Source organism: Desulfovibrio sp. SGI.169, assembly GCF_050313595.1.
Classification (GTDB): domain Bacteria; phylum Desulfobacterota; class Desulfovibrionia; order Desulfovibrionales; family Desulfovibrionaceae; genus Desulfovibrio.
In genome coordinates this window covers 20,182-34,272 of record NZ_JBNPLS010000008.1, presented here as the reverse complement: position 1 = coordinate 34,272, position 14,091 = coordinate 20,182, and the positions used below count along the sequence as shown (strand labels likewise).

Here is a 14,091-nt window from a genome sequence, read left to right as displayed (position 1 = left end):
CCGGGTTCAGGCCTCGCCAGAGGCGTTGGGTCAAGCTTTGGGCGTCCCCCGGCTTTTGCCGGGGGATTTGTCCATTGTTGCTTATTTTCCATCCGCCGGCGCTAAAACATTTTCGCGCCGGCAAGAATCACCCGCTGACGCGGCCAGCGCCTAAAAGCCCTTTTAAATCATTGCGGCATTGCACAGGCCCCGCAACCCAAACCCCGGCGCGTTGGCAGGGGCTGCCCCTAAAACTCCAGATTGCCCGGCGTGCGCGGGAAGGGAATCACGTCGCGAATGTTGGTAATGCCCGTGAGCAGCATCAGCAGGCGCTCGAAACCCAGACCGAAGCCCGCGTGCGGCACGCTGCCGAAGCGCCGCAAATCCAGATACCACCAGTAGTCTTCAGGTTTTTGCCCCAGCTCGCGGATGCGGGCCTCCAGGAGATCCAGGCGTTCCTCACGCTGGGAACCGCCGATGAGCTCGCCGATACGCGGCGCCAGTATGTCCATGGCCGCCACAGTTTCGTTGTCGTCATTGAGACGCATGTAGAACGCCTTGATTTCCTTGGGATAATCATAAACGATGACCGGCCGCTGAAAGTGCTCTTCGGCCAGATAGCGCTCGTGCTCGGTTTGCAGGTCCACGCCGAAAGTCACGGGAAAGGCAAACTCCCGGTCGCTGTTCTCAAGAATATGGATGGCCTCGGCATAGGGCACGCGGGCGAAGGGCTGCCGCAACAGACCGCGCAGGCGATCCAGCAGGCCCTTGTCCACAAAATTGTCAAAAAGCTTCACATCCGCTTCGCAGCGGATCAGCACATGCTCTACGACGTGACGGGTAAGGCTTTCGCCCAGTTCCATGAGGTCCGCGAGATCCGCAAAGGCCATTTCGGGTTCAATCATCCAGAATTCGGCGGCATGGCGCGGCGTGTTGGAATTTTCCGCGCGGAAGGTGGGGCCGAAGGCGTAGACCCGCCCCAGGCCCAGCGCCAGGGCTTCGGCCTCCAGCTGGCCAGAGACGGTGAGATTGCAGGGGCGGTTGAAAAAGTCGCCGCCCGCGTTTTTTTCACCCGGCGCAAGGGTGGTCACGCGGAACATCTCGCCGGCGCCTTCACAGTCCGAACCGGTGAGCACGGGCGTGTGCACCCAGGCGAAACGCCGCCCATGAAAAAAGTCGTGCACCGCGCGCCCAGCCTCGGAACGGATGCGGAAGGTCGCGCCGTACTTGTTGGTGCGCGCGCGTAAATGGGCGATGCCGCGCAAAAATTCGTCGGTATGGCGCTTTTTCTGCAGGGGAAAGCTTGCCGGGTCGGCCAGCCCGAAGACCGTGACGCTCTTGGCCCGCACCTCCCATTTCTGGCCCTTGCCCGGCGAGGGCGTCAGCTCGCCGCTCACGGCCAGGGCCGCGCCCGTGTTGGCTCCGCCCAGTGCCGCGTGGGCCTCGGTTCCCTCGTCCACAATGCATTGCATGTTGGCCAGGCAGGAACCGTCGTTGAGCTCCACAAAAGAAAAGCCCTTGGCGTCGCGGCGGGTACGCACCCAGCCGCAGAGGGTGATGTCGTCGCGCGCCCTTTCGGCGTTGAGGGCGTCGATGATGAGTGTGCGCTGCATGGTGGGGTCACTCCTTGCGGATGAATTTCGCTCAGGAAGAATTGGCGCAGTGTAGCCTTTCCGCGCGCGCGGCTCAAGAGCGGGGCGGGGCCTCCGGGGCAAGCTCGCGTGAAAAGGACATGGCGGGCGCGGCCCCGGCGTCTCGTCTGACGCAAGGCGGCTTTTAGCGGACGGAGCTTCCATGAGGAATGAAGCTGATTTTTTGCAGGCGTCATTCCATGATTCACATGAAATGGCTTCTCACGCCGGACGAAAGCCCGGCGCGGCGCGAAAAGCGCCGGAACTGAAGCCCAAAAAGCTTTTGGGGCGAATGGCCTTCATGCGTCAGCTCCTGGCCGAATTATGAATAAATTTCAATCGCATGCGCTTACCGCCTGAAAAGCCCTCCCACCCCTTGGACTTTTTCTAAAGATTGTGTAGAGTCGCCACATGCAAGCGTGCCCAAATTATGCCGACTTCTTCCCGGCATGGCGGGCTGATCATGGCTTTTTGCTTTTCTGAGGGAAAAATACATGAAAAATATTTTCCGCATTCTGGCTGTTGTCTGCATTCTGACCCTGGCGGGCAACGCCTCGGCCGCCGCCCCGCAGGCGGGCAAACCCGTACAGGACAGGCCGGAAAAAAGCGCGGATCGCGTTTCCGTGGTCAGCGTGCAGCTTGAGGGCACGGACAGCATCGGGGCGCGTCTGGGCACCAGGCTCAAGGAGCGCTTCAACCAGAGCAACCTGTTCACGCTCAATGATGATGAAGAAAAGGATGCGCCCAAGCTGCGCCTGCTGGTGAGCACCGCCCCGGAATTTCCGGGCCGCCCCGGCGTGGGGTCGGTGTACGGGGTGTGCTGGGTGTTCAGCCAGGGCAAGGGCTATCTCGGTTATCTGCTGGCCAGGGAAGTGGGCACGGTCAATTATGACGATTTGGACGCCCTGGTGGACAAACTGGTGGAGCGCACTGACGGCATAGCGGCCAAATACGGCAACTTGTGGAAATAGCGCCCCGCGCGGGCGTCGTCGACAGCTTTTTTCGGAAAACCTGCATGACAAAAAAGCTCCCCTCGTGGCGGGAGCTTTTTTGTCTGTTTTGCGCATCGTGTTCCGGCCCAGTTGCGGGCGGGGCGCGGAGGAGGCCGCATGTCCAGACGCGTATTCTTCGCCTGGGGCAATCGACGATTGATGGCCTATCTGGCTTTTCTGGGCGCTTTCGCCCCGCTGTCCACAGACATGTGCCTGCCCGCCCTGCCGCGTATGGCTGAAGCCCTGAACACCTCTTACAGTCTGGTCAGCCTTACCGTAAGCAGCTTTCTGCTGCTCTTTGCCCTGTCCATGCTGGTCTGGGGGCCGCTCAGCGACAAATACGGCCGCAGGCCCGTTCTGCTGGCCGGCAGCGCGCTTTACGTCCTGTCCAGCATTTGCATCGCCCTGGCCGCTTCCATCGGGCCGCTGCTGTTCTGGCGCGGTCTTCAGGCTGTGGGCAGCGGGGCGGTCAGCGCCATGTCCCTGGCCGTGGTCAAGGACATTCTGCGCGGCAAGCCCATGGAAAAGGTCGTCACCTGGATTCAGACCGTGACCATCCTGGCCCCCATGCTGGCCCCGGTGGCCGGCGGCGGCCTGCTGCTGCTCACGAACTGGCGCGGCATTTTCTGGTGCCTGGGCGCGTGCGGCCTGCTGGCCCTGGCCGGCGGCCTGGCCCTGCGGGAAACCCGCGCCGTTGCCGTACAGGGCCCGGTTCTGCGCGCGCTGGGGCGCGTTTTCGTGGTTCTGCGCGCGCCGGGTTTTGCCGCGCCGCTCCTGCTTTTTTCCGCCATGAGCATGCCTTTCATGGCCTATCTGGCGGTTTCTCCCTATGTTTTTCAGAATCGCTTCGGTCTGTCCGCGCAGGAATACAGCTGGTTTTTCGCCTTCAACGCGGGCATGAGCCTGCTGGGGCCCCTGCTGCACATGCGTGTTTTCCGGCATTGGAGGAGAAACGCGGTCATTGCCGCCCACCTGCTGCTGGTCTGTCTGGCCGGCGGGCTGCTGTTGCTCCTTGGCGACAGCGGGCCGTGCGCTTTCGCCCTGCTGTACGCGCTCATAAGCTTTTGCGGCAGCGCCATCCGGCCGCCGTCCACAGTGCTGCTGATGCAGCGCGTGCGGGGAGACAATGGCGCGGTGAGCGCGCTCATCAACAGCGGGGCATTGCTTTGCGGCAGTGTTTCCATGCTGCTCTGCTCCCTGCCGTTCTGGGGCGGAGCGGTAACGGCGGCGGGCGCGCTTTCCTGCCTGACGGCCGGGGCGGCTCTCTGGGGCTGGCTTCGTCTGACGCGCGGGGCATGAACGCCGCCGCGCCGGACGGACAAGTCATCCGGCGCTACGGGCTCTGGCGGGAAAGGGCTGACGCGGCGGGCGTCCGCGTCTCTTCCTGCCGCAGCACAAAAAGCCGCGCGGCCAGAGCCTCCAGCACGCGGGCGGGCGTGACGCCGTAGCGAAGCATGCCCTGCGCCTCGGCCAGCCAACGGCCGCACACGGCCCGGCCACGCGCGTCCAGAGCGGCCAGAGCGGCGTCCAGCGGGCCTTCGGCCTCGTGGGCCAGCACGCGGCTCAGGGCTTTCTGGCAGGCCAGCAGCAGGCGTTCCGCCAGGGCCTGATCCACGGCGCCCCGTGCCGAGGTCTTGTCCAGAAAACCCTGGCCGTCGCGCAGAAAGGCGGCCAGCGCCTCTTCCCAGGGGGCCAGGGCCGCGTCGCGCGTCCGGCTGTCAGGCCAGGGCAGGGTCAGGCAGAAAGAACGTGACGTCAGGGTGGGCAAAAGCTGTTCACGCTGCGGAGCCAGAAGAACAAAAACCGTGGTGGGCGAGGGTTCTTCCAGGGCCTTGAGCAGGGCGTTGGCCGCTTCGTCGCGGTTCAGGCCCAGGCCCATGAGCAGCACCACCCGGCGGCCCTGGCCGTGCGGGGCGTCGCGCAGGCGGCTTTTCAGCTCACGCGCCCGCTGCATGCTGAAGGCGCGCACAAGACCGGGATTTTCCTCATCCTCGCGGTTGCTGATGCGTCCGTCATAGGCCGCCAGATCCAGATATTCGCCTGAGGCGATCTGAAGGCAGACCGGGCAGGCCAGACAGGGCGAACCGTTCTCCCGGGTTGCGGCCTGGGGGCAGTTGCAGCGCGCGGCCCAGTAACGCGCCATATCCAGGCGCTGCTCTTCACTGCCGCCCTCCAGCAGCAACACCTGGGGCGGAGCGTCGCCCAGCCGGTCCAGCACGGCTTTGAGCCGCTCAAAGGCCGGGTCGGCCACAGCGGGAAGCAGGGTCGCGTTCATGGCTGCCGCCCGGCGCGGGTTCAGCGCACGATGGTCTGGCGACGGTCCGCGCCCACGGAAATCATGGAGACTTTCACGCCGGCGAGTTCCTCAATGCGGCGGATGTAGCCTTGCACCGTGTCCGGCAGTTCCCCGAAGGAAGCGCATTCGGAAATGTCATCCTCAAAGCCGGGCAGTTCTTCGTAAACGGGCGTCACCTTGTCCAGCGCGCCTTCCTCCTGCGGCAGATATTCCAGGCGGCGGCCTTCATACTCATAGGCCACGCAGATTTGCAGCGCCGGCAGGTTCTGAAGCACATCCAGCTTGGTCAGGGCAATGTCCGTGAGGCCGTTGAGGCGCACGGTTTCGCGCAGCACCACGGCGTCCAGCCAGCCGCAGCGGCGGGGACGGCCCGTGGTGGCCCCGAATTCGTGCCCCCTGGTGCGCAGATAACTGCCCGTGTCGTCCAGCAGTTCTGTGGGGAAGGGCCCGGAACCCACGCGGGTGGTGTAGGCCTTGACGATGCCCACAATGCGGTTCAGGGCCGCCGGGGCCACGCCGCAGCCCGCCGCCGCGTTGCCCGCCACGGTGTTGGAGGAGGTCACAAAGGGGTATGTGCCGTGGTCGATATCCAGATGAATGCCCTGCGCCCCCTCGAAGAGCACATCCTGCCCCGCCCGCATGGCCTCGTGGACGCGGGCCTCCACATCCGTAAGGTAGGGCAGCAGGCGCGGCGCCAGGCCCAGCAGCTCGTCGCAGACCGCCGCCTCGTCCAGAGGATCGAATTTGTAAAGATCGCGCAGCAGGATGTTTTTTTCCAGCAGGGCATGGCGCACCTTTTCGCGCACCAGGGCGGGGTTGGCAAGATCGCCGGCGCGCAGGCCCACGCGGGCGGCCTTGTCTTCATAGCAGGGGCCGATGCCCCGGCCCGTGGTGCCGATTTTGTGCCCGGCGCGCTTGGCCTCGCGGGCTTTATCCAGACTTTTGTGGTAGGGCATGATCAGATGGGTTTTCCTGCTGATGCCCAGACGCGCGGGGGAGACGTCAATGCCGCGTGCCGCCAGGTGATCCGCCTCGCTGAGAAATACCGCCGGGTCCAGCACCACGCCGTTGCCAATGAGGCAGATTTTGCCCTCGTGCAGAATGCCGGAAGGGATGAGGTGCAGGATGGTTTCCTCTCCCCTGACCTTGATGGTGTGCCCGGCGTTGTTGCCGCCCTGGAAGCGGACAATGACCTGGCTTTGGGCGCTGAGCATGTCCACAATCTTGCCCTTGCCCTCGTCGCCCCACTGCGCGCCGATGATGACCGTATTCGTCATGGTTTCACCTGCCTGAAAGTCCGCCCTCGGCGGTCTGGTTATACTGACTTGTCCGAAAACCGGCAGGCGTCGGCCCAGAGCCGATGCGCCGCCGGCTGCGTCAGTGAGCGGAAAACCGCGCTGTTCCGCCTGTGGTTCCGCTTCGGTAATGTGACTGCATCCGCCGCGGCTCGCGCGCGGGGGCAACCGCCCTGAAACAGTAGGGCCGCCCGGGGCGGCGCGGCGCGCAAAGCCGTAGTGATGCCTACCCCGGATGGCAAGGCAAGTCAAATGCCGGCGGCGCAAAGAGGCCGCTGCCGGAGCGGAGGGACGGCGAGGCCATGCCGGTCGAAAACACGCCTTTTGCGGAGGACGGCTTACCGGGGCTGATCCGGCTCGCCCCGCTTTGTCGCGTCGGCTTCGTCATCGGCGACGGCGGGGCGAAAGGCCAACACCCGGCAGCGTCGCGCGTTTGCCTCATGCCGTCCGACTGTCGGCGCCTCCGCGGGCTCCAGCTCAAAACCCGGCGCCAGACTTTCCGGCGCCCCGGTCGGGGCCTGCGCGTCAGGACGGCTCTGTCGCGCCCAGTGGTAGTTGAACAACTGGTTTTTCCAGCGTTTGGCCTGGATCAGCGAAAAAATCAGCGCCGATTCCTCCCAGCGCTTGGTGGGCTCGAAGCGGCTGGCCGCCGTGGCGTATTTGCTCCACAGCGACATGAGCGAGGCTTCGTCGATGGCGTCCAGTTGTTGCGCCAGCCGGGCGAGCAGCTTTTCCATGTGGCCTCCAGGGCGGCGTGGTGTGCCGGACCGGCGTCATGGCCGTCCGTTCTAGCGGGGCGCGCAGCCGCGCCCGTGGGCTGTTTGTATGTTGTTGCGCGCGCTTCGTCAACGCGGGCGCGGCGGACGGTCGGGCGGGTCTGGCCCCGTCGGGCGTTTTGTGCTATGCGGGTTCCTTCCACGACCGGCCACAACATCGGAGGCAGCATGTCGGATATCAAGGCCATGTACAGCACCGTCCGCAAGGACGCTTTCCCCGAAACGATGACCATTATTCTGGGCGGGGAGAAACTGGTTTACGAAAAGCGCGTCTGGACTCTGGATCAGGAGGAAAAGGGCCTGCGCTATGGCGAAAATCCTGATCAGCCCGCCGCGCTCTACGCCCTGAAACAGGGCTCGCTGAGCTGCGGGGGCCTGAGCTGGCGGGGGCCGGGCAACGGCATCGTTTCCGCCCTCACCGAGAGCCAGATGATCCAGGCCGGCAAGCACCCCGGCAAAACCAATCTCACGGATGTGGACAACGCGGCCAACATTCTGCAATACCTTGCGGAACGCCCTGCCGCCGCCATTCTCAAGCACAATAATCCCTGCGGCGCGGCCTGGACCGACGAAGGCGTGGCCGCGGCTCTGGAGCGCGCTTTCTGGTGTGACCGTATCGCGGCCTTCGGCGGCGCGGTGGTGGTCAACCGGCCCTTTACCCGCGAGGCAGCCGAAATGACGGCGGCCAGCTACTTTGAAGTGGTGGCCGCCCCCGCCTTTGAGGACGGCGCGGTGGAGATTCTCAAACGCCGCAAAAATCTGCGCATTATGGAACTGCCCGGTCTGGGCCGCCTGGAAGAGCTGACGCGTTCGGCCTTTCTGGACATCAAGAGCCTGGCCGACGGCGGCATCATCGTGCAGAAATCTTTTGTAAACCGCATTCTGACGGACGCGGACTTTCTGCCCGCCACGGCATCCGACAAAGAGGGCCTTGAAGTGTCGGCGCGCGCGCCGGACAAGGCCGAGCTGGCCGATCTGCGCTTCGCCTGGGCCGTGGAAGCGGGCGTGACCTCCAATTCCGTGATTTTTGCCCGCGACGGAGCCACCCTTGCCATCGGCACCGGCGAGCAGGATCGCGTGGGCTGCGTGGAACTGGCAGTGCACAAGGCGTATACCAAGTATGCCGACACGCTGGCTTTCCGCGAACTGGGGCTTTCACTGTACGAACTGAAGCAGAAGGCCGCGACGGATGCGGCCCTGGCCGACAAGCTGGCCGACATCGAGGCGCGCACGGCCGAGGCGCGCGGCGGTCTGTCGGGTTCGCGCCTGGTTTCCGACGGCTTTTTCCCCTTCCGCGACGGGGTGGATGTGGCCGTGGCCCAGGGCGTGTCGGCCATTGCCCAGCCCGGCGGATCGCTGCGTGACGCTGAAGTGATCATGGCCTGCAACGAGGCGCGGCCACAGGTGGCGATGGTCTTTACGGGCCAGCGCTCTTTCAAGCATTAGGCGTTCAGCCCATTGAAAAGGAGCTGAGGCTGCTGACAAAAGTCAGCAGCCACGAAAATCAGGGGCGGGTCGCGGCTTTGCCGCGTCGTAACAGACTGACTTTCGGGCTTTTCCGTCTGAGCCGCCAGAGCGGCTCAGACGGCGCAAACACCGCAAGGCGGGATTTGTGTCATCAATCTGAATCCCTTTTCAATGGGCTTTTGCCTGGCCAGGGAAAAAATTCGTCTTTTGCAACGACGGCCCCCGGAGGTTTATGGGCGCTCTTTCCCCCACTGTGTCGGCACGTCCCCGCTCTTTGCCCCGGCTCTGCGTGTCCGCCCTGTCCGGCGGGGGCGGCAAGACGTTGCTCTCTCTCGGCTTGGTCCGGGCGCTGTCTTCCGCCGGGGTGGCGGTTCGGCCCTTTAAAAAAGGGCCGGATTATATTGATGCGGCCTGGCTGGCTCTGGCAGCCGGGCGACCGGCCACCAATCTGGACCCCTTTTTTTTGCCGCCTGCCGGGCTGCGCGCGCTTTTTATCCGCGCCATGACCGCGCTGGCGGACGGCGAGGGGGATGTTCTGGGGCTGGTGGAGGGCAACCGGGGCCTGTTTGACGGCCTGGATGTGGAGGGCTCCTGCTCCACGGCGGAGCTGGCCCGTGTTCTGGCCTGTCCCATCCTGCTCAGTCTGGACTGCACCAAGATGACCCGCACGGCGGCCGCGCTGATTCAGGGCATGCTCAATTTCGAAGCGGGCCTCCGCTTTTGCGGCGTGGTGCTCAATCAGGTGGGCTCGGCCCGGCATGAACGCGTGCTGCGTCATGCCCTTGAAACCTATACGGATATGCCCGTGCTGGGCGCGTTGCCGCGCCTGACGGAAAATCCGCTGCCTGAGCGGCACATGGGCATTGCCAGTCGCGGCGACATTCTGGCCGAAGACGCGCAGCGCCGTCTGGACGATCTGGCCGCTCTGGCGCGTGAGCATCTGAACCTTGCGGATGTGCTGTCGGCGGCCCGGTCCGCGCCGCCGCTGCCGGGCGCGGCGCAGAATGGCGCGGCGTACAGCGCCGGAGGCGGCGTGGAAGTTCTCTCCGGCCCTGACGGTCAGAATCCCGCGCCGGCGGAGCTTCCGGCCCCGCGCATCGGCTATGTGCGCGACGCGGCGCTCTGGTTTTATTATCAGGAAAACCTCGAAGCCCTGTCCCGAGCGGGCGCGGAACTGGTGCGCCTTTCCCTGCTGGACGGCGGCCACGAAGAGGCGTCCGCCGCGTCCGACCCCTGGCTCAACCTGGACGGCCTGTACCTGGGCGGCGGCTTTCCCGAAGACTGCGCGGCGGAGCTGAGCCGTTCGCCGCGTTTGCCCCTTCTGGCCCGTCTGGCCGAAAAAGGGCTGCCCATCTATGCGGAATGCGGCGGTTTCATGCTGCTGTCTCGCGGCATTGAGCATGAGGGCCGGCTCTGGCCCATGTGCAATGTTTTTCCGGTGACGGCCCGTTTTTGCGCCAGGCCGCAGGGTCTGGGCTATGTGCAGGGCACGGTGCGGGCGGAGAATCCTTTTTTTCCGCCGGGCCTGGCGCTGCGCGGGCATGAATTTCACTATTCCCATTGCCGCTGGGAAAAGCAGGCGCCCCCCTGCGCCCTGGAACTCACGCGGGGCAAGGGCATGGGCCTCATAGACGGCGCGGCTCGCGACGGGCTGACGCGGGGCCGGGTCTGGGCCGCGTATACCCATATTTTCGCGCCCGCCGTGCCGTGCTGGGCTCCCAATTTCACGGCCGCCGCCCGGAAATTCCAGCGGGAGCGGGGCAGCACGGCCTGAGCGGCCAAAGCGAGGTGGTCATGCGCGTTTCCGTAATTATTCCGGCCTGGAATCTCTGGGAGATGACGGCGGCCTGCCTGCGCTCTCTGGCAAATTGCTCCCGCGGCGAAAACCTGGAAGTGCTGGTGGTGGACAACGGCTCCACAGACGCCACAGCCCGTGAACTTGAACCCCTGGGGCAAAGCCTCTGGGGGGCTGATTTCAGGGCGTTGCGCCTGCCGGAAAATCTGGGGTTCGCCAAGGCATGCAATCTGGGCGCGCGCGCCGCCGCCGGCGAGTTGCTCTTTTTTCTGAACAATGACGCCACCTGCACGCCGGACTGGCTGCCGCCGCTGCGCGCCGTCTTCGAGGATGCGCGTCTGGGCGCGGCCGGGCCGCTGCTGCTCTACCCCGACGGCACGGCCCAGCACTGTGGCATCATGTTTTCACCTTTTTTCAGGGTCAGCCATATTTACGAGCGCTTTCCCGGCAACCATCCGCTCTTGCGCAAAAAACGCCCCTTGCAGGCCATCACCGGCGCGGCGCTGATGGTTCGGCGTCAGCTTTTTTCAGAATGCGGGGGATTTTTCGAGGGCTATCAGAACGGCTTTGAAGATATGGAACTCTGCTATGCGCTGGCCGACCGGGGGTACAGGCTGACGGTGGTCGGAGAAAGCGCGCTCTGCCACCATACCAGTCAGACGCCGGGCCGTTTTGAGCACGACCTGCAGAACGGCGCGCTTTTTTATCAGCGTCGGCGGCGGAGTATCCGGCCGGATATGCACTGTCTGGCCCGTCTGGACGGCTATGAGATGCGCATCGGTCCCGCGCTGTCCTGCTGGCTGGCCCTGCCAGAGACGCGCGAGCGCGAACTGGACGCCGCCTTCAGCGGGGCGTCCTTTGATGCGGCGGCCTGCGCCGCGCAACTGGAGCGGGAGCCCCTCTGGCGCGGCGGCTGGCTGTCGCTCATGGATCATCTGGAAGCTGGGGGAAGGTGGAACGAAGCCCGGATGATCGGAGAACGCGCTTTGCACTTTTTTTCGCAAGCGGACGTGAAAAAACGCCTGTTGCGCCTGCTGCGCAAGCTGGGCTTGCGCGAGCAGATGGCGCAACGCGCGCGCGACCTGGAGGAAGACATGCGGGCCGCGCAAGCGGACGGCCCTTCACGACGCGCGCTGGTTCAGGGGGCGCGGCGCGAGGCCTATGCCGAGGGCGACGCCTATCTGGCCGCACTGCTCAGCGACTGGCTGGAGCATTACGGCAAGACGGACGCCGGGACCTGAGCGCGCCGCGAGAATCGCCCGACGACAGGCCCGAAACAAGGCGCGGCCAATGCCTGCCCGCAAAAGTTCCGTGCGGCTACGCGAAGATTTTTGCGGAATTGTCCGCGAAAAAGTGAATCGCGGCTGCCCCGATGTGGCGGCGAAGCCTCGCCCCGCCCCTCACGCCTGTGCGCCTGTATTTTGCCCTTGACACTCGCCTGACGACAGGAATACCCTTTTAGAATAAACAGCGATTTCCCGATGCCAAACGCCAGCGCGCGTTCACTGGCCAGCGCGTTTTCATGGGAAAAACGCTCCGCCAGCGGAAGCTTTGACCGCATAAAAAGTCAGGATTCGTTTATCACGAAAAGCGCGCATGCTTTCCGCCGGCGCATTCAGGTTCTGCGCGATCCGGCATTCCCGACAGGTTCGGTGTGCTTGCTGCACATTTTACATTAAGGAAAAGCCGTCATGCTTTGGTTCACGCAACTTTTTACCGGACACGGCATAGCCCAGGCCATCATTGCCCTGAGCCTGGCCATCGTTATCGGCCTTGCCATCGGCTCCATTCCATTCAGGGGCATTCGCCTGGGGGTCGGCGGCGTGCTCTTCAGCAGCCTGGCCCTGGCCCATTTCGGCATTTCCGTTGATGCGGAAGTGCTTAAATTCGCGCGTGAATTCGGTCTGATTCTTTTTGTCTTCACCGTGGGCATGCAGGTGGGCCCCGGCTTTATGGATTCGTTGCGTCGCCGCGGCCTTTATCTGAACCTTGCCGCCACGCTGAATGTCGTTCTGAGCGCGCTTGTCTGCATTTGCCTGTACATGGCCCTTGACCTGCCCCTGCCCGTGGCCGTCGGCCTGCTGAGCGGCGCTGTCACCAACACCCCGTCGCTGGCGGCCGCCTCGCCGGTATTTCACGAAATCATGCCCGAAGGGGCCGAAATGGCCATGGCCGAAGCCGGAATGGGCTATGCGGTCGCCTACCCCTTTGGCATCATGGGCATCATTCTGACCATGCTGCTGGTGCGGGCCCTTTTTCGCATTCAGCCGGCCCAGGAACTGGAAACCCTGAAAAAGCTTGAGGCAATCCAGCACCCCCCCCTGCAGGCGCAGACTTTTATCGTGCGCAACCCCAATATTTTCGATATGCCCCTGGAGGATGTTTTCAAGTCGCACTCTTCGGGCGTGGTCATCTCCAGAGTCAAGGAGGCCGGCGAAGACGTCATCCAGGCGCCCACCCCGAAAACAGTTCTGCGGGAAGGCATGCTGATTCACGCCGTGGGCGAGCCGAAGCAGATGGAAACTTTGCGGACATTGCTCGGCCCGCCCAGCGATGTTGACTTGCGCCAGATACAGAGCGCCCTGGAAGTCAGACGGATATGGGTCACCAAAAGCAGCGTGGCGGGAAAATCCGTTCGCCAGTTGGGTCTGACCCCTGAGCTGGGCGTCACCATCACCCGCATTATCCGGGCGGGGGTTGAGTTCACGGCTCAGCCCGGCACGCATCTCTACTACGGGGACCGGCTCTTTTGCGTGGGAACGGCCAATGACCTGGATCGGGCCAGCGCGCTTCTGGGCAATTCCGCCAAGGCCCTGGATCACCCGCACATCATGCCGATATTTCTGGGCATTTCTTTGGGTGTGGTGCTCGGCAGCATCCCCATACCGTTGCCGGGCCTGCCTTCGGGCCTCAAGCTGGGCCTGGCGGGCGGCCCGCTTCTGGTGGCCATTCTGCTCAGCCGAATCAACAACTTCGCGCGCATGGTCTGGTATCTGCCCGCCGGAGCCAACCTGGTGCTGCGCGAAACCGGCATCGCGATCTTTCTGGCCTGCGTTGGCCTCAATTCCGGCCACGGCTTTGTGGAAACCCTGACGCACGGTTCCGGTCTTTTCTGGATGGCCGCCGGGGCCTTCATCACCTTCATTCCCCTGCTTACCGTGGCGCTGCTGGTGCGCATCTTTCTCAGATACGACTACGCCTCCATCTGCGGCCTGCTGGCCGGAAGCATGACTGACCCGCCGGCTCTGGCCTTTTCTGTACAGATGCTTGATTCCGACGCGCCCTCTTCGGTCTACGCCTCGGTCTACCCCCTGACCATGATTTTACGCATTCTTTTTGCCCAGATTCTGGTGCTGACGCTGTTCTTCCTCAACTAGTGTCCAATTGCAAAAATTCCGCGCGGAATTTTTGCAGGATCGTTTGCGAAAAACGTGGTTTTTCGCTCACTCACGGCGACTAGGCCGCCGCAAAACCCTTGCGGGTTTTGCGGCGTGTCTACTTTTGCAAGTGGACACTGGAGCCAGACCCTATGAATGCGCTGGTGGTCAGGGGTGTTGCTGGTCGTGTCTCACCGCAGCTATCCGTCAAAAATATCCTTTTTCGCGCTGGCGCGTCACTGTGCGATTTTTGTCGGTCATGTAACATGGTCACTCCCTCCAAAATAGCCCATCTTCTTGCCGGCGCAAAAAATTCCTGTTTTTGGGAGGCTTGTCCCTTCGCTCCGCTTCGGGCGGCGAGCGAAAAAGTAGCCCTTTGTACCGACAAGCAAAAGCCATAACGCATTTTTGATGAGGTCTGAGCCTGGAGCATTTCGCTTTTGAAATTTACAGTTTCAAAAGCGGCCTTGCATTTCCCCGCAG

General features: G+C 63.6%; 10 protein-coding genes. 6 read left to right on the top strand and 4 right to left on the bottom strand.

Going from position 1 to position 14,091, the window contains the following annotated elements; translation table 11 throughout:
• Positions 1–227: 227 nt before the first annotated feature.
• Positions 228–1,592 carry an asparagine--tRNA ligase gene (asnS, locus tag ACQRA4_RS05915; RefSeq protein ID WP_427822169.1) on the bottom strand — a complete coding sequence of 455 codons (1,365 nt, stop codon included), beginning with the start codon at positions 1,590–1,592 and terminating at the stop codon, positions 228–230.
• Positions 1,593–2,104: 512 nt separating this feature from the next.
• On the opposite strand from asnS, the gene ACQRA4_RS05910 reads away from it, so the two are divergent.
• Together ACQRA4_RS05910 and ACQRA4_RS05905 are read left to right on the top strand one after the other, a co-directional pair.
• The gene (locus ACQRA4_RS05910; RefSeq protein ID WP_427822168.1) at positions 2,105–2,581 is read left to right on the top strand and encodes a hypothetical protein; all 477 of its coding nucleotides are present in this window, start codon (positions 2,105–2,107) and stop codon (positions 2,579–2,581) included.
• 138 nt (positions 2,582–2,719) lie between these two features.
• A complete protein-coding gene (locus ACQRA4_RS05905; RefSeq protein WP_427822167.1) occupies positions 2,720–3,901 on the top strand; it encodes an MFS transporter in 1,182 nt (393 codons plus the stop codon).
• Between the two features lie 34 nt (positions 3,902–3,935).
• On the opposite strand, the gene ACQRA4_RS05900 is transcribed toward ACQRA4_RS05905, so the two are convergent.
• The 3 genes from ACQRA4_RS05900 to ACQRA4_RS05890 form a co-directional block, all read right to left on the bottom strand.
• On the bottom strand, positions 3,936–4,877 hold the full coding sequence (locus ACQRA4_RS05900; protein WP_427822166.1) for a DNA polymerase III subunit delta': 942 nt from the start codon (positions 4,875–4,877) through the stop codon (positions 3,936–3,938).
• Between the two features lie 20 nt (positions 4,878–4,897).
• Positions 4,898–6,175, bottom strand: coding sequence for an adenylosuccinate synthase (locus tag ACQRA4_RS05895; protein WP_427822165.1), 1,278 nt, complete (start codon positions 6,173–6,175; stop codon positions 4,898–4,900).
• A 356-nt stretch (positions 6,176–6,531) separates the two neighbouring features.
• Positions 6,532–6,930 (bottom strand): hypothetical protein, encoded by a 399-nt coding sequence (locus ACQRA4_RS05890; RefSeq protein ID WP_427822164.1) that lies wholly within the window; start codon positions 6,928–6,930, stop codon positions 6,532–6,534.
• Between the two features lie 207 nt (positions 6,931–7,137).
• On the opposite strand from ACQRA4_RS05890, the gene ACQRA4_RS05885 reads away from it, so the two are divergent.
• The 4 genes from ACQRA4_RS05885 to ACQRA4_RS05870 all read left to right on the top strand — a co-directional run bounded on the left by ACQRA4_RS05885 (position 7,138) and on the right by ACQRA4_RS05870 (position 13,608).
• A complete protein-coding gene (locus tag ACQRA4_RS05885) occupies positions 7,138–8,415 on the top strand; it encodes an IMP cyclohydrolase (protein WP_427822163.1) in 1,278 nt (425 codons plus the stop codon).
• A 253-nt stretch (positions 8,416–8,668) separates the two neighbouring features.
• Complete coding sequence (locus ACQRA4_RS05880) at positions 8,669–10,210, top strand: cobyrinate a,c-diamide synthase (protein ID WP_427822162.1); 1,542 nt, start codon at positions 8,669–8,671, stop codon at positions 10,208–10,210.
• A gap of 20 nt (positions 10,211–10,230) precedes the next feature.
• Positions 10,231–11,472, top strand: coding sequence for a glycosyltransferase family 2 protein (locus ACQRA4_RS05875; protein WP_427822161.1), 1,242 nt, complete (start codon positions 10,231–10,233; stop codon positions 11,470–11,472).
• 450 nt (positions 11,473–11,922) lie between these two features.
• The gene (locus ACQRA4_RS05870) at positions 11,923–13,608 is read left to right on the top strand and encodes a putative transporter (RefSeq protein WP_427822160.1); all 1,686 of its coding nucleotides are present in this window, start codon (positions 11,923–11,925) and stop codon (positions 13,606–13,608) included.
• The last annotated feature ends 483 nt before the right edge of the window (positions 13,609–14,091 follow it).